This is a genomic window from Acinetobacter soli (assembly GCF_018139125.1).
GTDB classification, from domain to species: domain Bacteria; phylum Pseudomonadota; class Gammaproteobacteria; order Pseudomonadales; family Moraxellaceae; genus Acinetobacter; species Acinetobacter soli.
The window spans coordinates 90931-114536 of record NZ_CP073241.1; the positions used below are offsets into that span (position 1 = coordinate 90931).

23 protein-coding genes are annotated in these 23606 nt (G+C 43.0%); 14 read left to right on the forward strand and 9 right to left on the reverse strand.

Annotated features, from left to right (window positions below):
• Nucleotides 1-104: 104 nt before the first annotated feature.
• The 4 genes from fabD (at nucleotide 105) to lysM (ending at nucleotide 2801) form a co-directional block, all read left to right on the forward strand.
• On the forward strand, nucleotides 105-1091 hold the full coding sequence (gene fabD, locus KCV09_RS00450) for an ACP S-malonyltransferase (protein ID WP_212515373.1): 987 nt from the start codon (nucleotides 105-107) through the stop codon (nucleotides 1089-1091).
• Nucleotides 1088-1822 carry a 3-oxoacyl-ACP reductase FabG gene (gene fabG, locus KCV09_RS00455; protein WP_048766228.1) on the forward strand — a complete coding sequence of 245 codons (735 nt, stop codon included), beginning with the start codon at nucleotides 1088-1090 and terminating at the stop codon, nucleotides 1820-1822. The genes fabD and fabG overlap by 4 nt, the downstream gene beginning before the upstream one ends.
• An 85-nt stretch (nucleotides 1823-1907) precedes the next feature.
• Entirely contained in the window at nucleotides 1908-2144 is a 237-nt protein-coding gene (gene acpP / locus KCV09_RS00460; RefSeq protein WP_004935385.1) for an acyl carrier protein, read from the forward strand.
• Nucleotides 2145-2324: 180 nt separating this feature from the next.
• Nucleotides 2325-2801, forward strand: coding sequence for a peptidoglycan-binding protein LysM (gene lysM, locus KCV09_RS00465; protein ID WP_004945821.1), 477 nt, complete (start codon nucleotides 2325-2327; stop codon nucleotides 2799-2801).
• A gap of 120 nt (nucleotides 2802-2921) precedes the next feature.
• Here lysM and KCV09_RS00470 read toward each other — a convergent pair whose 3' ends face one another.
• Entirely contained in the window at nucleotides 2922-3689 is a 768-nt protein-coding gene (locus tag KCV09_RS00470) for a hydroxymethylpyrimidine/phosphomethylpyrimidine kinase (RefSeq protein ID WP_212515374.1), read from the reverse strand.
• A 98-nt stretch (nucleotides 3690-3787) separates the two neighbouring features.
• Between KCV09_RS00470 and KCV09_RS00475 the strand changes: the two genes are divergently transcribed.
• Together KCV09_RS00475 and KCV09_RS00480 are read left to right on the forward strand one after the other, a co-directional pair.
• On the forward strand, nucleotides 3788-4465 hold the full coding sequence (locus tag KCV09_RS00475; RefSeq protein WP_212515375.1) for an HAD-IA family hydrolase: 678 nt from the start codon (nucleotides 3788-3790) through the stop codon (nucleotides 4463-4465).
• 124 nt (nucleotides 4466-4589) lie between these two features.
• On the forward strand, nucleotides 4590-5717 hold the full coding sequence (locus KCV09_RS00480; RefSeq protein WP_212515376.1) for an acyltransferase family protein: 1128 nt from the start codon (nucleotides 4590-4592) through the stop codon (nucleotides 5715-5717).
• Between the two features lie 23 nt (nucleotides 5718-5740).
• On the opposite strand, the gene hemJ is transcribed toward KCV09_RS00480, so the two are convergent.
• Both hemJ and KCV09_RS00490 read right to left on the reverse strand, forming a co-directional pair.
• Nucleotides 5741-6193 carry a protoporphyrinogen oxidase HemJ gene (gene hemJ, locus KCV09_RS00485; RefSeq protein ID WP_004935408.1) on the reverse strand — a complete coding sequence of 151 codons (453 nt, stop codon included), beginning with the start codon at nucleotides 6191-6193 and terminating at the stop codon, nucleotides 5741-5743.
• Between the two features lie 307 nt (nucleotides 6194-6500).
• The gene (locus KCV09_RS00490) at nucleotides 6501-7727 is read right to left on the reverse strand and encodes a beta-ketoacyl synthase N-terminal-like domain-containing protein (RefSeq protein WP_004935411.1); all 1227 of its coding nucleotides are present in this window, start codon (nucleotides 7725-7727) and stop codon (nucleotides 6501-6503) included.
• A gap of 298 nt (nucleotides 7728-8025) precedes the next feature.
• On the opposite strand from KCV09_RS00490, the gene KCV09_RS00495 reads away from it, so the two are divergent.
• From KCV09_RS00495 to rimI, 7 genes are all read left to right on the forward strand, one after another.
• The gene (locus tag KCV09_RS00495) at nucleotides 8026-9420 is read left to right on the forward strand and encodes an EcsC family protein (RefSeq protein ID WP_151815740.1); all 1395 of its coding nucleotides are present in this window, start codon (nucleotides 8026-8028) and stop codon (nucleotides 9418-9420) included.
• A 184-nt stretch (nucleotides 9421-9604) separates the two neighbouring features.
• Entirely contained in the window at nucleotides 9605-9979 is a 375-nt protein-coding gene (rpsL, locus tag KCV09_RS00500; protein ID WP_004648013.1) for a 30S ribosomal protein S12, read from the forward strand.
• 160 nt (nucleotides 9980-10139) lie between these two features.
• A complete protein-coding gene (gene rpsG / locus KCV09_RS00505; protein WP_004750610.1) occupies nucleotides 10140-10610 on the forward strand; it encodes a 30S ribosomal protein S7 in 471 nt (156 codons plus the stop codon).
• 181 nt (nucleotides 10611-10791) lie between these two features.
• The gene (gene fusA / locus KCV09_RS00510; RefSeq protein WP_004935414.1) at nucleotides 10792-12930 is read left to right on the forward strand and encodes an elongation factor G; all 2139 of its coding nucleotides are present in this window, start codon (nucleotides 10792-10794) and stop codon (nucleotides 12928-12930) included.
• Between the two features lie 92 nt (nucleotides 12931-13022).
• Nucleotides 13023-14213 (forward strand): elongation factor Tu, encoded by a 1191-nt coding sequence (gene tuf / locus KCV09_RS00515; protein ID WP_004932358.1) that lies wholly within the window; start codon nucleotides 13023-13025, stop codon nucleotides 14211-14213.
• A 268-nt stretch (nucleotides 14214-14481) separates the two neighbouring features.
• Nucleotides 14482-15363: a metal-dependent hydrolase gene (locus KCV09_RS00520; RefSeq protein WP_004935416.1), complete on the forward strand. Its 882-nt coding sequence runs from the start codon at nucleotides 14482-14484 to the stop codon at nucleotides 15361-15363.
• A gap of 109 nt (nucleotides 15364-15472) precedes the next feature.
• Entirely contained in the window at nucleotides 15473-15931 is a 459-nt protein-coding gene (gene rimI / locus KCV09_RS00525; RefSeq protein ID WP_212515738.1) for a ribosomal protein S18-alanine N-acetyltransferase, read from the forward strand.
• Between the two features lie 7 nt (nucleotides 15932-15938).
• Here the strand turns inward: rimI and KCV09_RS00530 are convergent, their stop codons facing one another.
• The 3 genes from KCV09_RS00530 to trxB all read right to left on the reverse strand — a co-directional run bounded on the left by KCV09_RS00530 (nucleotide 15939) and on the right by trxB (nucleotide 18523).
• Nucleotides 15939-16754, reverse strand: coding sequence for an arginyltransferase (locus tag KCV09_RS00530; protein WP_004935419.1), 816 nt, complete (start codon nucleotides 16752-16754; stop codon nucleotides 15939-15941).
• Nucleotides 16755-16776: 22 nt separating this feature from the next.
• Nucleotides 16777-17502: a leucyl/phenylalanyl-tRNA--protein transferase gene (aat, locus tag KCV09_RS00535; protein WP_004935421.1), complete on the reverse strand. Its 726-nt coding sequence runs from the start codon at nucleotides 17500-17502 to the stop codon at nucleotides 16777-16779.
• A 73-nt stretch (nucleotides 17503-17575) separates the two neighbouring features.
• Nucleotides 17576-18523: a thioredoxin-disulfide reductase gene (gene trxB / locus KCV09_RS00540; protein ID WP_004935423.1), complete on the reverse strand. Its 948-nt coding sequence runs from the start codon at nucleotides 18521-18523 to the stop codon at nucleotides 17576-17578.
• A gap of 263 nt (nucleotides 18524-18786) precedes the next feature.
• Between trxB and KCV09_RS00545 the strand changes: the two genes are divergently transcribed.
• On the forward strand, nucleotides 18787-21801 hold the full coding sequence (locus tag KCV09_RS00545; RefSeq protein ID WP_212515377.1) for a DNA translocase FtsK: 3015 nt from the start codon (nucleotides 18787-18789) through the stop codon (nucleotides 21799-21801).
• 47 nt (nucleotides 21802-21848) lie between these two features.
• Here the strand turns inward: KCV09_RS00545 and KCV09_RS00550 are convergent, their stop codons facing one another.
• The 3 genes from KCV09_RS00550 to minD form a co-directional block, all read right to left on the reverse strand.
• Nucleotides 21849-22136 carry a PA4642 family protein gene (locus KCV09_RS00550; RefSeq protein ID WP_004935429.1) on the reverse strand — a complete coding sequence of 96 codons (288 nt, stop codon included), beginning with the start codon at nucleotides 22134-22136 and terminating at the stop codon, nucleotides 21849-21851.
• A gap of 352 nt (nucleotides 22137-22488) precedes the next feature.
• Nucleotides 22489-22761 carry a cell division topological specificity factor MinE gene (minE, locus tag KCV09_RS00555; protein WP_151815658.1) on the reverse strand — a complete coding sequence of 91 codons (273 nt, stop codon included), beginning with the start codon at nucleotides 22759-22761 and terminating at the stop codon, nucleotides 22489-22491.
• Nucleotides 22762-22763: 2 nt separating this feature from the next.
• Entirely contained in the window at nucleotides 22764-23576 is an 813-nt protein-coding gene (gene minD / locus KCV09_RS00560; protein WP_004935432.1) for a septum site-determining protein MinD, read from the reverse strand.
• Between the last annotated feature and the right edge of the window lie 30 nt (nucleotides 23577-23606).

Here is a 23606-nt window from a genome sequence, read left to right on the forward strand (position 1 = left end):
CGAAAGCTCCCTTTTTTTGTTGTTTTTCGCAATTATAAAATCTATAGAATAATGATAAATTTCCGCCTTAGAAATTAAGCAAAGACGAAATAAAGGATTTTTATATGTCTGCTAAACGACTCGATCAAGTCGCTCAAGCAACGAAAACTGCATTTGTATTTCCTGGTCAAGGTTCGCAAAAAGTCGGCATGCTCGCTGAACTTGCAGAGCAGTTTAGTGGTGTGAAAGAAACCTTTGCGGAGGCTTCTGACGCAGTCGGTTTTGATTTGTGGCATATCGCACAAAGTGGCGAAGGGCTTGATCAAACCGAAAACACTCAGCCGGTACTATTAACGGCAAGTATTGCGTTATGGCGTGTCTGGCTGGATTTAGGCGGTTTGGCCCCTAAATACCTTGCAGGCCATTCACTTGGCGAATACAGTGCGTTGGCGGCTGCGGGTGCGTTGTCGCTCGGCGATGCGGCCAAATTGGTCAATCTGCGTGGTAAATTGATGCAAAGCGCAGTCCCTCAGGGTGTGGGCGCTATGGCGGCAATTTTGGGCTTGGCAGACGATCAAGTTATTGAGCTTTGTAAGCAAGTGACAGCAGCAGGTGAAGGCTCTGTCGAGGCAGCAAACTACAATGCTCAAGGTCAGGTAGTGATTGCAGGTTCGGCAGCATTGGTCAATCAAGTCATGACGCTTGCAAAAGAGCAGTCGGGTAAAGCGATTGCACTGCCTGTTTCAGTACCTTCGCATTGTTCATTAATGAAGCCTGCGGCAGAAAAATTTGCTGAAGCATTGGAACAAACTGCCATTGAGCTACCAAGCCTACCTGTAATACAAAATGTAAACGCAGGAATTGCCTCTGACGTGACTCAATTACGCCAAGCGTTAACTGCGCAGTTGTATCAATCTGTGCAATGGACACGCACCATGCAATATTTACAGGATCAAGGCATCCAGTACATTGTTGAGTGTGGCCCGGGTACAGTATTAAGCAATCTGGCGAAACGTTTACCAAATATTGAAAAAGCATTTGCGATCGATACGAATAGTCGCATGGAAGATGCCCTAAATGCAGTTTTAGTGGCTGAAGGAAAAATTGCATGACACAACAACGTAAAGTTGCATTGGTAACAGGCGCGAGCCGTGGCATTGGTGCAGCGATTGCCCAGCAACTTATTCAAGACGGTTTCTTTGTCGTTGGTACAGCAACCAGCGAATCTGGGGCTGAAAAATTATCTGAAAGTTTTGGGGAGCAAGGTACAGGCCTCACCCTAGACGTACGTAATTTGGATGAAATTGAAGCAGTTGTTTCAAACATCGAACAAAATTATGGTCCAGTTTTGGTCTTGGTCAACAATGCGGGTATTACGCGTGACAATCTCTTGCTGCGTATGAGCGAAGATGACTGGGACGACATTCTAAATATTCATCTGAAAGCGGTTTATCGTCTTTCTAAGCGTGTATTGAAGGGTATGACTAAAGCTCGCTTTGGCCGTATTATCAATATCAGTTCGGTGGTTGCACATTTTGCAAACCCAGGCCAAGCCAACTATTCAGCCGCTAAAGCCGGTATTGAAGCGTTTAGCCGCAGCCTTGCAAAAGAGATGGGTAGCCGCCAGATTACGGTGAACAGTATCGCACCTGGCTTTATTGCGACTGAAATGACTGATGCGCTGAGTGAAGATTTGCGCAAGAAGATGAGTGATCAAGTCGCTTTGGGTCGTCTTGGTGAACCACAAGATATCGCAAATGCAGTAAGTTATTTGGCTTCCGATAAGGCAAGTTACATTACTGGCACGGTATTACACGTAAATGGTGGTTTATACATGGCCTAAGTGCTGATGTATTAACTTTCAAAAAATCCAATATTCAATTACACTAACGGCATTTAAAACGCCACAAGCAATGAGGAGAATTCCTGTGAGCGATATCGAACAACGTGTTAAGCAAGCAGTTGCTGAACAACTTGGTATGAAAGCAGAAGAGATCAAAAACGAAGCATCTTTCATGGATGATTTGGGCGCTGACTCTCTAGATCTAGTTGAACTTGTTATGTCTTTCGAAAATGACTTCGACATCACGATTCCTGATGAAGATTCAAACGAAATCACAACTGTTCAATCAGCAATTGATTATGTAACCAAAAAACTTGGTTAATTAATTGATGTTGATAAAAGCCACCGCAAGGTGGTTTTTTTATGTGTGTGATTTAAGATATGTGATGCAATTTACATTTTATTACTTGATGTAAGGGAATCACCACTTAAATCAGAGTGATTTTCAGTTTTACTAGAAAGGCGTTTATTTGCTTAATGAAAAAAACAACAGGAGAAAATGATGGGCCTTTTTGATTTTGTTAAAGGAATTGGAAAAAAGAATCAGGCACACGTCGAACAAGCATCAACACCAGCCGCTACACCTCAGGAACCCACAGCCCAGCAAATTGCTAATCAGTTACTGGCGCATGTACAGCAACTTGGTTTGGGTGTGCAAGGGTTGGTGATCAACTATAACAGTACTACCGATCTGGCCACGATTCAGGGTAAGGTGAAAAGTCAGGCCGACAAAGAAAAAATTGTACTGGCTGTGGGAAATATCGATCATGTGGCGAAAGTGGATGATCAAATGACAGTCGAAGTGCCAGAACCAGAAAGCCAATTTTATACAGTTAAATCGGGCGATAATTTATCTAAAATCTCAAAACAATATTATGGTGATCCAAATCACTACAATAAAATTTTTGAAGCGAATCGACCATTACTTAAAGACGCAGACGATATTTTTCCAGGGCAGGTACTGCGTATTCCTGCTTAAGGTGTGATAGGTAACTAAGTAAAAGGGCGCAATTAAATTGCGCCCTTTTTGCATTATGGCTATAGCTTGCTATGCTTGTAACGTAATTTTAAGCTCCATCTACAGTGCACATTATAATACTTAAAACCGCTTTGGAATCTTTTGCCCATTTGGAACGGGAGTTTCAGCATTTTTAAGCACACCAAATAACCACACTTCCGCGTGTTGAACCGCGATTTTAAGCTCATCACCCAAAGCCAGACGTCCTGCTATAAAACTGGCCAATGAACATCCTGATCCGTGATATTCACCTTCTAGGCGAGGGCAGGTACTTTCTGCAATCAGTTCACCTTTTACAAAGAGCTGATTGCGAATATGATCTGGTGTTGCTTCATGGCCGCCTTTCACCAAAATCGCCTGCGCACCTAAATCAAATAGTTTTTGTGTGGCGTCTTCAATGTTGTCTAATCCCGTCAGGGCACGCAGTTCGACAGTATTCGGTGTAATGATGGTTGCCAGTGGAATGAGTTCAACAAAGGCTTTCACCAATGTGGCTTGATCGCCTAGCGAGCCGCCGCTGTTGGCCACCAGTACTGGGTCAAGTACATACTGATAGTTAGGATGCGCACGTAAAAACTCAGCCAATGCTGCAATATTTTCAGTGGTACCGAGCATACCCGATTTTACACATCGAATGGGTAAATCACCCACAACGGCACTTGCTTGTGCAAGGAGTAATTCTTTCGATGTTGCTTCAAAACCAAAGACTTGCTGCGAATTTTGAATGGTGAGTGCTGTACAGGCGATTGCTGCATGTGCGCCACTTTGACCAATGGCTTCAATATCGGCCTGTAATCCAGCGCCGCCAGAAGGATCAAGACCAGAAAAACAAAGAACGGTTGGACGCACGACGATCATCCTTAAAATATTGAATTTGAGGTAGTATAGGCAAGTTTAAAAAAACTCTCGACCCTATTTTTTCATCTGACATTGTTTGAGTATGAATTGTGAGCAGCATTAAAAATATTTTGATCGACCTTGATGGCACGTTAACTGATCCAAAAGTCGGAATCACGACATCAGCACGTTTTGGGCTAAATAAAGTAGGTTGTGTGTTGCCTGAAAGTGAAAATATTGACTGGATCATTGGTCCACCACTTAAGGCATCATTGGCAAAAATTTTAAATGTTGAGCCAGAGCATGAACGAGCAGAGCAGGCTTTACAGGGTTATCGTGAGCGATTTTCAGTGGTGGGGTTATTTGAAAATGAGCTTTATCCACATGTGGCTCAAACGCTAGCAGCGCTTAAAGAGGAAGGCTATCGACTATATTTGGCCACTGCAAAACCATACGTTTATGCAGTACGCATATTGGAGCATTTCAGACTGCTTGGCTATTTCACGCATCCTTATGGAAGCGAGTTAACAGGTGAGCGTACCAATAAAGGTGACCTGATTGCCTATATTTTGCAGCAAGAGCAGCTTGATGCTGCCGAATGTGTCATGGTTGGAGATCGCGAGTACGATATTTTAGGTGCGCGTCGTAATGGAATTGAGACCATTGCGGTGGAGTACGGTTATGGCTCTGCACAAGAACTAGATTTGGCAAGGCCAAAATATCGTATTCAACGTTTTGATCAACTTTTAAATATACTGATCAAGCATGAGGATGTAAGGTCTAAGTAACATATATTGAGTTTAAAAATGTTTGATTTTATTTTTAAATATCTAGCTTTACTAAAAACTGATTAAGAATCAGTGGTATTTGCTAAATTTTTAATAGGTTTTAATACAATAAGAATGAGAAAAAATGAGAAGTTATCGGATTGATATATTAAGAGGAGTAGCTATCTTGTTGGTGCTACTTCATCATTTTAATATTCCTTATAAATTACAAGATACTTGGCTGGGTATTTCAGTTTTGGGTGAGCCCTTAAGTGCTTTAGTTGCTCGAAACGGTAATTATGGCGTCACACTATTTTTTGTCATTTCAGGTTTTCTTATTAGTCAGCATACTTTGAGTCGAGAAGGCCATTTATCCAAAATCAATATTCGGAATTTTTATCTGCGGCGTATTGCTCGTATTGTTCCTTGTTTAGTTCTGCTGATATCTATGGTTACACTATTGGGAAGTTTCGGATTGCAACCTTTTCTGAATCAGGCACCCATTGGTATAGAGGTTTCTTATCACCTTACTGTTTTTGCTGCATTGACCTTTTGGATGAATCTTTTAATTATCGAATATGGTTGGGTCAATTATGCTCTAGGAGTGCTGTGGTCGCTTTCGGTTGAGGAAGTTTTTTATCTGGCTTTTCCGCTTTTATGTTTGATACTGGGCAGAAGTAAATTTAAATTTTTTGTTTTATTTCTTATATTGATCATTGTCTATGCCCCATACTTTCGCTTTTTGCATGCGGGCGAAGAAAGCGGTGCATATTTGTATCATTATTTCTCAAGTTTTGATGGGATTGCAATCGGGTGTCTTACTGCGCTGCTGGCACAAAAAATATCAATTCGATTTAGGAATATTCAGCCTGTCATTTTTATTGTGATTGCTCTGATGATTGCTTTATATGGTTATGCGCCGATCAAAGAGGTGAGTACATGGAGTATAAGTGTATTTGCGCTATTAAGTGCAGTATTAATATTTTGCTCTATCCAACCGCAACAAGCTAAAAACTTAACCTTTTTTTCTAAAATATTGGTTTGGATCGGGCAGCGCAGCTATGAGATGTATCTGTTTCACTTGATTGTTTTGGGGTTAATCAAGGTGATGTATATTCCAAAAACAACCTTGCCAGATCAAAAAATCATGCTACTTATTGTTTTTTTTACTGCGACTTTTATTTTGAGCTGGTTAATCGAAAAATATTATTCGTCGCCATTAAACCTAAAGATTCGGGATAAATGGGTCATTAAAAAGCCTCAGATTGACTGAGGCTTTATTATAATTTTTGCTAATTAAAACTGCGGTTTAACCACCACCAGTATAACGACAGCAAATAAAATCAGTGTCGGCATTTCATTAAAATAACGCCAGAATTTGTGTGATTTGTAATGCGCATTTCCAATCAATTTTTTACGATAATACCCGCACACAAAATGATAAATAACCAGCAGTCCCACTAACCCCACTTTAATATAAAACCAAAGCGCTTCATGATAATGCCGAGTGGCATCGCCCCAATCTACTAAAAAGTGAGCCGTGATCAGCGTTGCAATCATGGAGGGCCACATGATACCGCGATACAGCTTACGTTCCATAATTTCAAAGCGACGATGACTAATCTCATCTTCACTCATGGCATGATAAACATAAAGTCGAGGTAGGTAAAATAAGGCAGCGAACCAACACACTACCGCAATAATGTGTAATGCTTTGACCCATAAAAATGCGTCTGATGGAGCATCCATTACAATTCCTTAAATTAAGACAATGGTGGAAAGCTGATGATTTGACGTAACAAAACAAAATGAAATCATCAGGTTTGCACCCAGCGAATATGGACAGTATTCAATGTTGGATTGAATTTTTCAAGAGGGTAATGGCAACCTGCCTTTTACTTATGTCGACGTTGAGATATCGTTCAGCAAGCGTGATGATTGAATTTTAATGTAGTCGTATTGTGAGTAGGCTCAACAAAAAAGCGGAACCATTGTTCCGCTTTTTATATACATATATGTTACTTAAAGAAGGCCAATCGGCTTTGCAAAAATGGCATTAATTCCATTTTTTGAAAATTAAGCAAGCATTCACACCGCCAAAACCGAAGCTGTTGCTCATTACCGAGTTAAGCTTGGTATCACGCTTTTCAAGTACGATGTCGAAGCCTTTTGCGCCTTCGTCGAGTTCAGTCACGTTGATGTTTGGTGCAATGAACTCATTTTGAAGCATTAGGACTGAGTAGATCGCTTCGTGAACACCTGCTGCACCCAAGCTATGACCAGTCATAGATTTGGTTGAGCTGAATGCAGGAACTTTACCTTCACCGAAGGCACGTTCCATTGCTTTAAGCTCTGTAATATCACCAGCAGGAGTTGATGTGCCATGTGTATTGACATAGTCAATCGATTCAACACCGTGTTGCTTGGCTTCATCAAGTGCCATCAAGATACAGCGTGTTGCACCTTCACCGCTTGGAGCAACCATATCTGCACCGTCTGCGTTCGCAGCATAAGCAACAACTTCAGCTAAAATGTTAGCACCGCGTGCTTGAGCGTGTTCAAGTGATTCAAGTACCAAGAAACCGCCGCCACCAGCAATCACGAAACCATCACGGTCAGCCGAGTATGGACGAGAAGCAGTTTCAGGTGTGTCGTTGTACTTTGAGCAAAGCGCGCCCATCGCATCAAACAACAAGCTTTGAGACCAGTGATCTTCTTCACCGCCACCTGCAAGAATCAGGTCTTGTTTACCTAATTGGATGAGGTTATACGCATAACCAATTGCATCTGCAGATGTTGCACATGCGCTGGCAATTGAGTGAGATACGCCTTGAAGTTTGAATGCAACACCAACGTTCGCGGTAATGGTGTTGGTCATGTTACGTGGTACAAAGAAAGGTCCCACTTTACGTGCGCCTTTAGTTTCAAGTAATTCCTGCATTTCAACAACAGATGCAGTTGAACCGCCACCACTGCCACCTACGATACCGTAGCGTGGATTGCCTTCAAGGTCCGCAGCAGTCAAACCTGCATGCTCAACCGCAGCAACTGCTGAGTTATAGGCATACATTGCACAAACACCCATAAAGCGTTTGAGTTTACGATCAATATTGTCAAAATCTTGTTCTGCAGCTGCACTCACATGGCTTTTAAAGTTGAGTTCTGCATAAGTTGGGTTAAAACGTGTGCCTGAGATTCCATTTTGGAGTGAATGAGTGACATCTTCTAGAGTGTTACCAATACATGAGTTAATACCCATACCAGTAATTACAACACGTTTCATTTAAGTATCCCTTATATGGTGATAGTCTTGAGTTTGTTTCAGTGCGCCAAAAAATTTGACCAATCGGGTGCAACCGTCAGGCGCAATAGCTGATTGTTTAAAATTGCATTCATAATAACAGAATGATTTTTTAATTCTTATGGCAAATCTTATATGTATTCCTAACTGTGCTATGTTTCAGCATCAGGCATCGTGGTGTACAGCAATTAACTAAAAGAAACAGATTAAAGTTGAGATAAATCCGTACTCCACCTAGTATTTAGCATTAAATGAAAGAAACAGAATATAGAGGTACTTGATGACCAATTCTAATAATAATCAAAGCCAGAGCCTGTTGTCGACAGCCTTTGGAGTGGCTAAAAAGCTCAGCTCTTCGGGTTTGGATGTCTTAAATCATGTTGCTCCCGGCACAATTTCCAAGATGAATTCCAATATGGATCAGTCACGTACCGTAGAAGGAAAATCACAAATCAAGGGCGCGTTTGAAATTGAAAAGTATGATAATCCTCAGCAGATGTTGCGTCAGCACTTGCCGAAAGTATCACATCAGCTTTTAGGTCGACATTACGGCCGAGTCTATAGTGTTGCAAATTTTCTATCGCCAGATTTCCAAGACAAGATTGCCGACTATCTTTTTGACCGCCTTAATGACTTTACGGCGCAAACCAGTTCGCTAGAACGTGTACTTGAAGAGGCTGGGGTTAAGCGCATTGAAGATCTGACCACCAATCCAGATCGCTCGCAACGATTGAGTCATGCCTTTATTGAGCAAAATAAACTGATTGCAATCGCACAAGGAGCATTCAGTGGCGCAACTGGTGTTGCTGGAGCGGCCCTTGATGTTCCATTGTCACTGCTTCTGGCGCTACGCACTATCTATCAAACGGGGCATGCGCACGGGTTTAATTTAAGTGATTCTACTCAGCAAGATATCGTCGAGTTTGTTTTTAAAGAAATTGATTTGAGTCTGATCGCAGAAAAGCAAACCTTGTTGCTTGCGCTCAAAACCTTGAAGTCGATGTTACAAACACATGATATTAGTCAGTTTCAGCAACTTTTAGGCTCAAGTAATGATGCTGAAGCCATTAAAAAATGGTTTGTAGATGAGACAGGCGAACCAAAATTTAGCTGGTTGAATGGGGTATCTCGCTTTTCTGCTATCGGGAAATTAACGCCTGTCGCCGGTGCTGCGCTAGGTGGAATATATAGCTGGAAACTGATTGAAGATGCAGGTAATAAAGCACAAGCCATTTTTGGTGGAGCTCGTCATTACCTGCTTGAACATCCCGATGAGCAATTAACCCCTTTACAGGCATATCATGCTGAGGCGTCATTATTTAAAGCAGTACCCCTTAAAGAACCTCAAGCTGCACAACAAAATACGGAAGAAACCAAGATAGCTGCTGAGACTGAACAAGTATCTGTCGAAAATCCAGTGGTGGCCAAAGTTAAAGTCACTCGAAAAGCTCCAAAAGCTGCTCAGACTGAAGCTGAAATTGACGATGCAGTACAGCAAAAAATTGAACATCTTGCCGATCACTATGTTGAGCCTCATGAAGAGAGTGAGCCACAACAACCCGCATTAAAAACAACGGAAGTTGAAGAAGGTACTGAGGTTGCTGCGTTTGATGAGACACAAGCAGCACCTGCAAAACCTAAACGTAAAAGAACACCGAAACCGAAAACGCCTTAATGTCATTAAACCGTCAACAAAAGCGTTTATTTTCTGCTGTCTGAAAACGTGCGCAAGTCAAGAGATGGTCAACATTTGCTAACGCTGCCGATGTTGACCATTTTTACATCTTGGCTTACAATTGCATGCCCTCAAAAAGAGGTGTTTTCTTTTTGAGGTTTTCAATTAACGGGAGAATTGCCATATGGCAACAACAAATCAGTTGATCCGTAAGGGTCGCACAACTTTGATTGAAAAATCCAAAGTTCCTGCGTTGAAGGCTTGTCCACAACGTCGTGGTGTTTGTACACGTGTTTATACTACTACACCTAAAAAACCTAACTCAGCAATGCGTAAGGTTTGCCGTGTTCGCTTAACTTCTGGTTTTGAAGTATCTAGCTACATCGGTGGTGAAGGCCATAACCTACAAGAGCACAGTGTTGTTCTTATCCGTGGTGGTCGTGTTAAAGACTTACCAGGTGTACGTTACCATACCGTTCGTGGTTCTTTAGACTGTGCTGGTGTGAAAGATCGTAACCAGTCTCGTTCTAAATACGGTACTAAACGTCCTAAGAAGTAATTCTTAGTTCGATAAAGCCGAAATCCTTTAGCGTTTCGCTTGTTTGAATTCTTTAATGTTTGAAATTCAAGCGACGTATAGTAAGGCCAGCGTAGCGTGCATGACACTTGCACAATCTGCTGGATCATCCTGAAGTGTCATATTTATAGGTAGTTTTAAAATGCCAAGACGTCGCGTAGTCGCTGCTCGTGAGATCCTTCCAGATCCTAAATTCAGCAGCCAAACAATCGCTAAATTCATGAACCACGTTATGCAAGACGGTAAAAAGTCTGTTGCTGAAGGTATCGTTTACGGTGCTTTAGAACGCGTTCAAGAAAAAAATAAAGTAGACCCAGTAGAATTTTTTGAAGCGACGCTTGAAAAAGTTCGTCCTATGGTCGAAGTAAAAGCACGCCGTGTTGGTGGTGCTACTTATCAAGTACCAATGGAAGTACGCCCATCCCGTCGTACTGCCTTGGCTATGCGTTGGTTAGTAGATGCTGCTGCTAAGCGTTCTGAAAAAACTATGGCTTTACGTCTTGCTGGCGAGTTGCTTGATGCAGCTGAAGGCAAAGGTGCTGCGATCAAAAAACGTGAAGACGTGCACCGTATGGCTGAAGCGAACAAAGCCTTCTCTCATTACCGTTTCTAAGCGGATAAAACAGTCCCTCATCAGGAGAATACTCATGCGTACTGCATCTCGATTTAACATCGCACTTTACCCAAGTGGGGGATTTGCGGGTATTTAAGTTGCCCACCTTGAGTGTTCGAGCGCATCAATTTCATGTTGGTGCGTCCTGTTTTAAACAATATATTTAGGAATGTAAGTCATCATGGCTCGTCAAACCCCGATTTCTCGCTACCGTAACATCGGTATTTCTGCGCACATCGACGCAGGTAAAACTACAACGACTGAACGTATTTTGTTCTACACAGGTGTATCTCACAAAATTGGTGAAGTACACGACGGTGCAGCAACAATGGACTGGATGGAACAAGAGCAAGAACGTGGTATTACCATTACTTCTGCTGCAACAACTTGTTTCTGGTCTGGTATGGGCAGCCAGTTTGACCAACACCGTATCAACGTAATTGACACCCCGGGACACGTAGACTTCACAATCGAAGTTGAACGTTCTATGCGTGTTCTTGACGGTGCGTGCATGGTTTACTGTGCAGTTGGTGGTGTTCAGCCTCAGTCTGAAACTGTTTGGCGTCAAGCGAACAAGTACCAAGTACCTCGTTTAGCATTCGTGAACAAGATGGACCGTACAGGTGCAAACTTCTTCCGTGTTGTTGAACAAATGAAAACTCGCCTCGGCGGTAACCCAGTGCCAATCGTTGTGCCAATCGGTGCAGAAGATACATTCGCTGGTGTTGTTGATTTGATCGAAATGAAAGCGATCATCTGGGACGAAGCTTCTCAAGGTATGAAGTTTGAATACGGCGAAATCCCTGCTGACCTCGTTGATACTGCTAACGAATGGCGTACCAACATGGTTGAAGCTGCGGCTGAAGCGTCTGAAGAGTTAATGGACAAGTACCTAGAAGAAGGTGATCTTTCTAAAGAAGACATCATCGCAGGTCTACGTGCACGTACATTGGCATCTGAAATTCAAGTGATGCTTTGTGGTTCTGCGTTTAAGAACAAAGGTGTTCAACGTATGTTGGACGCAGTTATCGAATTCCTACCTTCTCCTACAGAAGTTAAGGCAATCGAAGGTGTTCTAGACGACAAAGCTGAAACTAAAGCAACTCGTGAAGCATCTGACGAAGCACCGTTCTCTGCACTTGCGTTCAAAATCATGAACGACAAATTCGTAGGTAACTTGACGTTTATCCGTGTTTACTCAGGCGTTCTTAAACAAGGCGATCCAGTATACAACCCGGTTAAATCGAAGCGTGAGCGTATCGGTCGTATTGTACAGATGCACGCAAACGAACGTCAGGATCTTGACGAAATTCGTGCGGGTGATATCGCAGCGTGTGTAGGTCTTAAAGACGTTACCACAGGTGATACACTGTGTGATGAGAAAAACATTATTACACTTGAGCGTATGGAATTCCCAGAGCCAGTAATTTCGTTGGCAGTTGAACCAAAAACTAAAGCTGACCAAGAAAAAATGTCAATTGCTTTAGGTCGTTTGGCGAAAGAAGATCCATCATTCCGCGTTCGTACAGATGAAGAATCTGGTCAAACGATCATTGCGGGTATGGGTGAGCTTCACCTTGACATCATCGTTGACCGTATGAAGCGTGAATTCGGTGTTGAAGCAAACATTGGTAAGCCAATGGTTGCATACCGCGAAACAATCAAGAAAGTTGTTGAGCAAGAAGGTAAATTCGTTCGTCAAACAGGTGGTAAAGGTAAATTCGGTCACGTCTATGTCCGTCTTGAGCCGCTTGATGTTGAAGAAGCTGGTAAAGAATACGAATTCGCTGAAGAAGTTGTAGGTGGTGTAGTACCTAAAGAATTCTTCGGTGCAGTTGACAAAGGTATTCAAGAGCGCATGAAGAACGGTGTCTTGGCTGGTTACCCAGTTGTAGGCGTTAAAGCGGTTCTATTTGACGGTTCTTACCACGACGTCGACTCTGATGAATTGTCGTTCAAAATGGCAGGTTCTTATGCATTCCGTGATGGTTTCATGAAAGCAGATCCTATCCTTCTTGAACCAATCATGAAAGTTGAAGTTGAAACTCCAGAAGACTACATGGGCGATATCATGGGTGACTTAAACCGTCGTCGTGGTATGGTTCAGGGTATGGACGATCTTCCTGGCGGAACAAAAGCAATTAAAGCAGAAGTTCCACTAGCAGAGATGTTTGGTTACGCGACTCAAATGCGTTCTATGTCTCAAGGTCGTGCGACTTACTCTATGGAATTTGCTAAATATGCTGAAACTCCACGCAACGTGGCAGAAGGCATCATTTCGAAATTCCAATCTGGCGGTAAAAAAGGTGACGACGAGTAATCTTTCGATTACTATAAGCCCAAACTAATTTTTAGTTAAAAAACCAAGCGCTCATGAGTGACCCTCATGAGCAGTTTATAAAGGAAAAACTCATGGCTAAGGCTAAGTTTGAACGTAATAAGCCACACGTAAACGTGGGCACAATTGGTCACGTTGACCATGGTAAAACAACTCTTACTGCTGCGATCGCAACTATCTGTGCGAAAACTTACGGTGGTGAAGCGAAAGATTACTCGCAAATCGACTCGGCTCCAGAAGAAAAAGCACGTGGTATTACCATTAATACTTCACACGTAGAATACGATTCTCCAATTCGTCACTACGCGCACGTTGACTGCCCGGGCCACGCCGACTACGTTAAAAACATGATTACTGGTGCTGCTCAGATGGACGGCGCGATTCTTGTGTGTGCAGCGACTGACGGTCCTATGCCACAAACTCGTGAACACATCCTTCTTTCACGTCAGGTAGGTGTACCTTACATCGTTGTATTCTTGAACAAATGCGACCTTGTAGACGACGAAGAGCTTCTTGAGCTTGTAGAAATGGAAGTTCGTGAACTTCTATCTACTTACGACTTCCCTGGCGACGACACTCCAGTGATCCGTGGTTCTGCACTTGCAGCGCTTAACGGTGACGCAGGTCAGTACGGCGAGCCTTCAGTTCTTGCGCTTGTAGAAGCACTAGACTCTTACATCCCAGAGCCAGAGCGTGCAATCGACAAAGCATTCTTGATGCCAATCGAAGACGTATTCTCAATTTCTGGTCGTGGTACAGTAGTAACTGGCCGTGTAGAAGCTGGTATCGTGAAAGTAGGCGAATCAGTTGAAATCGTAGGTATCCGTGATACACAAACTACGACAGTAACTGGCGTTGAAATGTTCCGTAAACTTCTAGACGAAGGCCGTGCGGGCGAGAACTGTGGTGTTCTTCTTCGTGGTACTAAGCGTGAAGACGTACAACGTGGTCAAGTACTTGCTAAACCAGGTACAATCAAGCCGCACACTAAATTCGACGCAGAAGTATACGTACTTTCTAAAGAAGAAGGTGGTCGTCATACTCCGTTCCTTAACGGTTACCGTCCACAGTTCTATTTCCGTACAACTGACGTAACTGGTGCAATCCAATTACAAGACGGCGTTGAAATGGTAATGCCAGGCGACAACGTTGAAATGTCAGTAGAATTGATCCACCCAATCGCAATGGACCCAGGTCTACGTTTTGCGATCCGTGAAGGTGGTCGTACTGTAGGTGCTGGTGTTGTTGCGAAAGTAACTGCATAATCACTATTCAGTGAAAAAAGCGCTCCTCTGGGGCGCTTTTTTTATGTCATCAATTCATCGAGATTTAAATAAATCCGTTTTATCTATTACATCTTTTTCTCTTGCGTCGAAAAATCCGTTTCACTCATCACGTCTTTTTCTCCTCATGTCCTTAACTGACATTTCTGTGTCCTAAACTGCACTTACACGTTTTTATGAAAGAAGTATGATCTTAATCAAGAAATTAAATAAGAACGCAGGGGTCTTTTACCCTTGAGGAGTCGTTGGCATGAACGCTAAAGTGAATATTACCAACCGTGCAGGTGCAAGTTTTCCAGTTCGTCGTATGAACTTTGACTTCAACGATGTACCCGAATATTGGATGAATGGTTCTGCAGGTCTGACCCATTTTATGACTGCTTTATCTGCTTTATTTCCGGATGGTGAGAAGTTTTTTATCGATTCGGTTCGTGCAGTACGCTACCATCCTGCAATCAAAGACAACGATGCATTGCAAAAAGAAATCAGTGCCTTTATCGGTCAAGAAGCCATGCATACTCAAGAGCATGTTGGCTTTAATGCCTCGGCACAAAAATATGGTCACGATGTGGCAAGCCTTGAGCAAAGAACAGGAAAAGTCATTCAGACCGGCCGTAAAATTTTTGCAAAACTGGTCAAACCGTTTGGTATGACACAAGAAATGGTTGATTTAACCGCTACTACAGCACTTGAGCATTTTACTGCGACCATTGCCTCACAATTATTACGAAACCCACATATTCAAGCGCTTATGACTGATGATACGATGTCGACCATGTGGTACTGGCATGCAATTGAAGAGAATGAGCATAAAGCCGTAGCCTATGATGTGTTTGAGGGAATCTTTGGTCGGGATTTAAAAGCTTATTCGCTTAGAAATACGGCATTGGTAGTCTCTATGCTGGCTATTTTTATTACTCAGTCATATTTTGTTGCTAAGCTTTTACAAGAAGATGGTAAATTAAATCTGAAAGAGCTTGGCACAATTTATACGTATGCCTATAGCCCATCTAAAGGTATTATTACTGGCATGTTAGATGAAATGTTGGCGTACTTTAAGCCTGGGTTTCATCCGAATGATTTAGATACCAATAACCTGTTGGCAACATGGAAAGCCAAACTGGGTTTATAAGATTTAAAGTTAACTCCGTGGGCAAGCAATTGCCCTTTTTTTATGCCGAGTTGTTGGTTAAGATTGTGCCCCGAGTCTCTTCATCTAAATCTTTATTATGCAAACTCCCGTGATTCGTAAAATGCAACATGACGATGTTGAAGCTATCGTGGCGATTGAGCGCTTGGTTCAAACTCATCCATGGTCAGCACAGCAATTTTATGAAGCGGTGGATTCATATCAAAGTACCGTGATTGAAATACAGAATAAATTGGCGGGCTTTTGTATTTTGCAGCCTGTTCTTGATGAAGCCAATTTGTTATTGATGGCAATTGATCCTCGGCAACAGGGCAGAGGGCTTGGCTTTGACTTACTCGATGCGTCGATCAATCTTTTAAGTAATCAACCTGTGCAAATTTTTCTAGAAGTCCGCGAAAGTAATGCAGCAGCGATTCATTTATATGAAAAATCTGGATTTCACCAAATTGATTTACGACGCAATTATTACCCAAGACCAGAAGGTGGACGTGAGCATGCCATCATTATGGTGAAAGCATGCAGTGATAATTTTGCCGATTTATTTAAGTAAGCAGTGCTTATTTAATCAGTAAGCTGTTCCATTCAGAAGGTAAAATGGTCATCAATGACTCACCCAGTTGATCAATTTCTTCTTGCGACAGTGCGCGATTCAGGCGGCGCCATTGGCCGTCTAAAAGTAATTCGAGGGGAATATACTGAGATTTGTAATTCATCTTTTGTGAATGTGGCACCCAGTAACCTAAATATAAATAATCGAGCTGTAACGATTGCACATATTCGAGCTGTTTAAGAATTGCAAACACACCCAAAGATCGGCGCTGCTCGGCTGGATCAAAAAAGGTATAAACCGCAGATAATCCGTCGTCCATCAAATCACATGTTGAAACGCAGACCAAGCGATCATCTTTCCATAATTCTAAAAAGAAGCTTTCGGTACAACTATGCACCAGAAACTTTTCAAACTGATCTAGACTTGGTGGAAACATATCGCCATCGGCATGGCGTTCATTAATGTAACGCTCATACAAGGCATAATGCACATTTGTGGCGGCATGTGTGGGCACAATCGACATGCGCAGATCCTGATTTCGTTTCCAGGCTTTCTTCTGCATGCTGTTCATTTCAAATTCGTCGACCGGTACGCGGCAAGACAGGCACTGTCTGCACAAATGGCATTCTGGACGATACACAAAGTCGCCGCTACGACGAAAACCAACGCGTGAAAGTTCAGAAAGCGTCACCACGTCAATCCGGTGGATTGGATCGAGAAACACCATGCGCGCAGATTTGTTGTCTAGATAGCTACAGTCGTGGGGCGGGGTAATATAGTACTGTAAGTCATTAAGAAGGGACTTTGGGTGGTAAGATTTCATCGTGTATGTCCCCTCATTGTTATCATTCGGTTAGTTTTGCAATTTGGGCAATTCTTTTACTTGAAAATACACGTTCTGAATACTTTTTCCAATTGATAGGGGGCTCAATAATTACATCTTGTAACGATTTTAAGTAGTCTTGACGAGAAAGTGTACAAGCACCCAAGCTTAATAAATGGTCATTGACCAGTTGACAGTCAATCCAGCGCACTTGATGTTCCTGCCCAATCAGCATGAGCGTATAAAATGCCATTTTGGAGGCATCGGTACGTGTACTAAACATTGATTCTCCAAAGCAGCCTTTACCAATACTCACACCATATAATCCGCCTACTAATTGATCTTCTTGCCAAACTTCGACGCTATAGCCGTAGCCTGCTTTAAACAGTTCGACGTAGCCTTGTACGATATCTTCTGAAATCCAGGTGTCATTGGTGTAATTGCGGGGCAGGGCGCAAGCACGAACCACTTGCTCAAAGGCACGATTAATGGTCACTTGATAATCGTATTTTTTCATACTCCGAATAAGTGTTTTACTTGGCCGATATTGCTCGGGATAGATGACACAACGAGGATCGGGACTCCACCAACAGATCGGATCACCTTCATTAAACCAAGGAAATAATCCATGTGTGTAGGCTTCAAAAAGTGTTGAAGGTTCTAAATCTGCCCCGATGCAAATCAACCCTTGACCCTCTGGGTCGGCTTCAACTGGATCGGGAAACACATACATCGAAGGTAAAATCATGAAGGGAGAGAGAATAAAAAAGATCGGCCTTATTTTAGCCGATCTTTTAATGTGATGAGAACTGCTGTATGACTTAGATGTTTTCTAAGTATTTGTCTGCATCAAGTGCAGCCATACAGCCCGAACCCGCCGAAGTAATCGCTTGACGGTAAATGTTATCTGCAACGTCACCTGCCGCAAAAACACCCGGAACTGAGGTTGCAGTTGCATTACCTTGCGTACCGCTTTGGACTTGAATATAGCCATCACGTAGCTCAAGCTGACCTTCAAACATGCCCGTATTTGGCTTGTGACCAATTGCAACGAATAAGCCTTGTACATCAACAGTTTGTGTGCTTTCGTCTTGAGTCGATTTCAAGCGTACGCCTGTAACGCCCGTATTATCACCCAAAACTTCATCGACTTGATGGTTCCAGATAATGCTGATTTTGCCTTCTTTCTCTTTTTCAAACAGATGATCTTGCAAGATCTTTTCTGAACGAAGGCTACTACGACGATGAACCAGTGTGACGTGAGCTGCAATATTCGATAAGTAGAGTGCTTCTTCAACAGCAGTGTTACCACCACCTACAACCATCACGTTTTGACCTTTGTAGAAGAAACCGTCACAGGTTGCACAGGCACTTACGCCCTGACCCATAAATGCAGCTTCCGATTCTAGACCGAGGTATTGTGCAGTCGCGCCTGTTGCAATAATTAAAGCATCACAGGTGTACTCTTCCATATCGCCTTTTAAAACGAATGGACGGGTATTTAAATCAACTTCATTGATATGGTCATAGACAATGTCGGTACCGAAACGTTCTGCATGCGCCTGCATACGCTCCATCAATACCGGACCGGTTAAACCTTCAGGATCGCCAGGCCAGTTATCTACCTCAGTTGTTGTAGTCAACTGTCCACCAAGTTGTAAGCCTGCAATCAGCGTTGGCTTCAAATTGGCACGTGCAGCATAAACTGCAGCGCTATAACCTGCAGGACCAGAACCAAGAATAATAAGTCGAGAGTGACGAGCGCTCATGACGAGTTCCTTATTAATATCGAAATTTTTGAAATTATACGTGAAAGTTGAGCCAAATGGCGTCGTTTTGATGTGGATAATATTGATCAACTAAATCGAATTGAGCTATATACGATTTTATTGAAAGATGTTAACAACAAGCTTCAACAATCATGCATCATTTTTTACAGAACAGGTGCATAATATGTGAATTAATTCGTTGCCGGTTTTGAGCCAACGAAAGAACAAATGAATTCATTCAAACTGGTTTTACAGGACAGTATATGACTGCGGTGTCGAGCGTTTATGCACAGCGTTTATTAATTACATTATTTTTGGTTTCGTTCGGGATTTATCTGTTTGTCGCGACTGTGACATATACCCCATTCGATCCCGGCTGGATGCATATTTCAAGCGACACTCGAAATGTCTCGAATGCCAGCGGCGTTGCCGGTGCATGGATTGCTGATTTGCTGTTTGGCTTTTTAGGCTGGGCGAGTTTACTGATTCCATTGTTTTTGTTTATTGAAGCCATTCAAGTCTGGTGGCCACGCAGTTTTCTAAACCGACCGTTTCGCTATGCAGCGCAGTTTTTTATTATCTTAGCCACCTCTACATTGCTTTATCTGTACTGGAATGTACCAGCAGATACGCTAGCCAATGCCTCAGGAGGCATTATTGGCTATGAGCTGGGTGAAAGTCTGTCCGGTATCCTGACCATTTATGGTGCAACGCTGTTCTTGCTGGTATTTTGGGTGCTATTGCTCACCTTGGCATTTGGTATTCAATGGAATCGTACATGGGCAACACTCAAAGCAACACCAGCTTATTTACAAGACCTATTTTATAAAAACGTCTCTCCGAATGAGTCTGACTATGATTTGACGGAGCAATCAGTCAAGAAAGCGCCACAATCGGTCAGTGCTGCATCTAAAAGCGCTTCTGCTTTACCAGAACAAGCGGTTCAACCAGAGCAAGAAAACCCAAGTATTGCGCCAGCGGCACGTACCCATCAGTATGTGGCAGATGACGAGACGGTTGAGCGGTTATTCCAAGATGTCGTTGCGAAAGAACAGCGTGCCCAGCAGCAATATCAAGATCCATTACCTGTAGATGATCAGGAATTTGAGAAAGCGCTTGAAAAGGCACATCGGCTTGAAAGTGAATCAAAGCGTTTGGTACCGACCGGAGAGGTATGGAAAGCGCTGCAATCTGATGATCTGACTCACAAACAGGAAATCGATGCATTACTTCGTGCCGCAGATGATGAACATGGACAATTAAATGCACAAGCTCAGCGTGCACACACAGATTCAGTCTCAGCTCATGATCAGTCAAATCCTTTAAATAAAGATAAACTGAACTGGAATGACGATCAGATTTTTGATGAATTACTGGCCGCTATGCCGAATCAATCGGGGTCTGACATTCACACGCCGTTTGTCTCGCAAGCGCAGCCAACTACGCGTTCAGAGACTGATCATTTGATCGAACAAGTCGAGCAGACGCTTAAAGCGTCATCTACAACGCATCAGCCTCAAAATCGATATGCGGCGTATGAACCAGAAGAGCAGTCTGATCTTTTGACTGAAGAAGAAATCAGAGCACCAGAGCCACTCAAACAAGCGCCTGTTGCCAAAGCAGTAACGCCAGAAAGCGAGCAGGCAGCACTTTCAAAAGAAGCCTTCATTGAAGCTTGGCAGGAAACCGCAGGTAAGCCGGTAGAAGATGAGTTTGATTTTGACGCCCCACTCACAGATGCTTCGGGAAGGCCGATGTCACGTGCAATGCAGGTGGCACAAAAGCGTCGTGATTTACCAACGTTACCGGGCTTTGAGTTACTTGATAAAGTTGATCCGAATAAGAAGGTCAACTTCACTGTCGAGCAACTCGAACGTTTATCTGAACTGCTTGAAATCAAGTTACAAGAATTTAATGTGAAGGCCAAAGTGGTCGAGGCTCAGCCTGGCCCGGTGGTTACACGATTTGAGCTTGATCTGGCGCCCGGTGTGAAAGCATCTAAAGTTACCAATATTTCACGTGACTTGGCCCGCTCGATGTCGATGGCATCGGTACGTGTGGTTGAAGTCATTCCCGGCAAGCCTTATATCGGTATTGAAGTACCAAACAGCGCGCGTGAAATGGTGCGCTTGATCGAGCTGCTTGAGACACCGTCATTTAAAGACCCTGCCGGCTTACTCTCGATGGCTATGGGTAAAGATATTTCAGGTAATCCTGTCATTACCGATTTGGGTAAAGCACCGCACATGCTGGTAGCAGGAACGACTGGTTCGGGTAAGTCGGTCGCAGTCAACTCCATGATTTTATCAATGCTGCTCAAATATACCCCAGATCAGCTTCGCCTCATTCTGATTGACCCGAAACAGCTTGAATTGGCCAATTACAACGATATTCCACACTTGCTTACTCCAGTGGTCACAGACATGAAAGACGCGGTGAGTGCACTTAACTGGTGTGTCAATGAAATGGAACGCCGTTACAAGCTGATGTCATTTTTAAAGATCCGTAAACTGGCAGACTATAACCGTAAGGTTGAAGAAGCTATTGCTAACGGTGAAGATTTGATTGATCCAACGTGGAAGCCAAGTGATTCGGCCACCCAAGAACGTGCTCCACGCTTACAACCTTTACCTTCAATTGTGATTGTGGCGGATGAGTTTGCCGACATGATTATGCAAGTAGGTAAAAAAGCCGAAGAAATGATTACCCGACTGGCGCAAAAATCTCGTGCTGCCGGCATTCATCTGCTATTGGCGACTCAGCGTCCTTCTGTAGACGTTATTACGGGATTAATCAAAGCCAATATTCCTACACGCGTTGCACTGCGGGTTAACAGTAAAATTGACTCACGAACGATTTTGGATGCGGGTGGTGCAGAAGATCTGTTAGGTCATGGTGATATGCTATTTCTTGGACCTGGAAAAATTGAGCCTGAGCGTGTACATGGTGCCTTTATTAGCGATGATGAAGTGAATCGGATTTGTGATGCATGGCGCGAACGCGGTGCCCCGAATTATGTTGATGAAATTTTAACACCGTTTGATGAAGAGCCAAGCGCACGTGGTTTTGAAGATGGTGGAGAAGGGGGATCTGATCGAGATATGCTCTATGATCAATGTGTGGCATTTGTTTTGGAAACTCGTAAAGCATCGACGTCATCCTTACAGCGCAAATTTAGTTTGGGCTACAACCGAGCTGCTCGAATCATTGATCAGATGGAAGAAAATGGTATCGTAAGTGCTATGGGCGCCAACGGTAAACGAGAAATATTGGTCTAAACCAAACCATCATAAAAAAACCTGCATCAAGCAGGTTTTTTTAGCACTTATGCAAACTTTGCCAGTACCTCTAAAAAAGGCTCGCGCTGACGCGGAAATTCAGCAATCACATCATGAATACGCTGACCTTCAGGATTGGTCGCGTTCACATCACGGCCATCGGCAACAAACTGAGTCAAAAGACGCTCATAGTCGTTTGGACGCATGTGTTTAAATGCATGATACAACACATGAAAATCGGCATTTACACCGTCTGGAGGAAGTTGGTTAAGGTAGGCAAAAACACGTTCATCTGACCATTCTTCATTGAAAGTTGCTGGCTGTGATAATGCCATAACACGCTCCTCTTACACTTTAAAAGCAAAATTTGAGACAGGATATTTTGAATCTTTTAACGAGACGCACCGTTGTTCAAGTCTACTCGAAGCACAGCTTCTCGTCTTGCGACTGGGCAAAGATGCTCGCTCCAGTCCACTCGAAGCACAGCTTCTCGTCTTGCGACTGGGCAAAGATGCTTGCTCCAGTCTACTCGAAGCACAGCTTCTCGTCTTGCGACTGGGCAAAGATGCTTGCTCCAGTCTACTCGAAGCACAGCTTCTCGTCTTGCGACTGGGCAAAGCGTTGCTTTGCTGATCCAGTCTCATATTTTGCCTTAATTTCTGGGTGATTGACCAATCAGTAATGAAATTATCGTTCTTCAGGTAAATTGATATTCATTTCAAGCATTTCAATATTTGCTTCTGAACGTACCTGCATTTGAATATGGTCTTCACCCACACCACGTACATAACGACTGACCACTTGCATGATCTCTTTTTTCATTTGATCAATTTTGTCTTGACTCAAACGTCGTCCCAAGCCCTGTTCAGAGGCAACAATTACTTTCAAACGATCTTTGGCAGTTTGTGCGCTTGATGATCTCTCGTCAGTTCCGAACAGTTTACTCCAAAATCCTGCCATCGTTATGCTCCAAATAGTCGAGCCAACCAGCTTTTTGGTTGTACTGTAATGTGTCGATAAGGGCGTTCTTCACCTAAAAAACGTGCAACCAAGTCATCATATGATTGGCCTGATTTGGTTTCAGAATATAAGATGACCGGTTTACCTTCGTTTGAAGCTTGTAAAACACCCGGGCACTCAGGAATAACTCCTAAGGTTGGAATGCGTAAGATATCCTTTGAGATATCATCAATCGTCAGCATTTCTTGGCGATCTGCACGTTCTGGATTAAAACGTGTGATACACAAGTGCTTACGAATACGCCCTTCGTTCTGTTCGACTTTTTTTGTTTTGCTGTCCAGCATTCCAATAATACGATCAGAGTCACGTACCGATGAAATTTCTGGATTGGTCACAATAATCGCTTCATCTGCATGATACATGGCTAAAATTGCGCCACGCTCGATACCCGCAGGTGAGTCACAAATAATATAATCAAATTCTTGTGATAATTCTTCAATAACACGAGCCACTCCGTCGTCAGTCAAGGCGTCTTTGTCACGTGTTTGTGAAGCTGGCAAAATATAAAGATTTTCAATATCTTTGTCACGAATCAGCGCTTGTTGCAAACGTGCTTCATTGTTGATGACATTCACAAAGTCATAGACAACTCGACGCTCACACCCCATGATCAAATCAAGATTACGTAAACCTACGTCAAAATCAATCACAACAGTTTTATGACCACGTAGGGCTAAACCTGTTGCAAAAGATGCACTTGTTGTAGTTTTACCTACACCACCTTTGCCTGATGTTACGACAACAATTTTGGCCACCGAATCCACTCCTATTATGGTCATACGCCC

Coding starts and splice junctions, on each gene's coding strand:
- fabD (WP_212515373.1), top strand. CDS start 105: ATGTCTGCTAAACGACTCGATCAAGTCGCTCAAGCAACGAAAACTGCA.
- fabG (WP_048766228.1), top strand. CDS start 1,088: ATGACACAACAACGTAAAGTTGCATTGGTAACAGGCGCGAGCCGTGGC.
- KCV09_RS00495 (WP_151815740.1), top strand. CDS start 8,026: ATGACCAATTCTAATAATAATCAAAGCCAGAGCCTGTTGTCGACAGCC.
- KCV09_RS00520 (WP_004935416.1), top strand. CDS start 14,482: ATGAACGCTAAAGTGAATATTACCAACCGTGCAGGTGCAAGTTTTCCA.
- KCV09_RS00545 (WP_212515377.1), top strand. CDS start 18,787: ATGACTGCGGTGTCGAGCGTTTATGCACAGCGTTTATTAATTACATTA.
- KCV09_RS00490 (WP_004935411.1), bottom strand. CDS start 7,727: ATGAAACGTGTTGTAATTACTGGTATGGGTATTAACTCATGTATTGGT.
- KCV09_RS00480 (WP_212515376.1), top strand. CDS start 4,590: ATGAGAAGTTATCGGATTGATATATTAAGAGGAGTAGCTATCTTGTTG.
- trxB (WP_004935423.1), bottom strand. CDS start 18,523: ATGAGCGCTCGTCACTCTCGACTTATTATTCTTGGTTCTGGTCCTGCA.
- aat (WP_004935421.1), bottom strand. CDS start 17,502: ATGATTTTACCTTCGATGTATGTGTTTCCCGATCCAGTTGAAGCCGAC.
- rpsG (WP_004750610.1), top strand. CDS start 10,140: ATGCCAAGACGTCGCGTAGTCGCTGCTCGTGAGATCCTTCCAGATCCT.
- tuf (WP_004932358.1), top strand. CDS start 13,023: ATGGCTAAGGCTAAGTTTGAACGTAATAAGCCACACGTAAACGTGGGC.
- minE (WP_151815658.1), bottom strand. CDS start 22,761: ATGGCAGGATTTTGGAGTAAACTGTTCGGAACTGACGAGAGATCATCA.
- lysM (WP_004945821.1), top strand. CDS start 2,325: ATGGGCCTTTTTGATTTTGTTAAAGGAATTGGAAAAAAGAATCAGGCA.
- fusA (WP_004935414.1), top strand. CDS start 10,792: ATGGCTCGTCAAACCCCGATTTCTCGCTACCGTAACATCGGTATTTCT.
- KCV09_RS00530 (WP_004935419.1), bottom strand. CDS start 16,754: ATGAAATCTTACCACCCAAAGTCCCTTCTTAATGACTTACAGTACTAT.
- rpsL (WP_004648013.1), top strand. CDS start 9,605: ATGGCAACAACAAATCAGTTGATCCGTAAGGGTCGCACAACTTTGATT.
- hemJ (WP_004935408.1), bottom strand. CDS start 6,193: ATGGATGCTCCATCAGACGCATTTTTATGGGTCAAAGCATTACACATT.
- KCV09_RS00550 (WP_004935429.1), bottom strand. CDS start 22,136: ATGGCATTATCACAGCCAGCAACTTTCAATGAAGAATGGTCAGATGAA.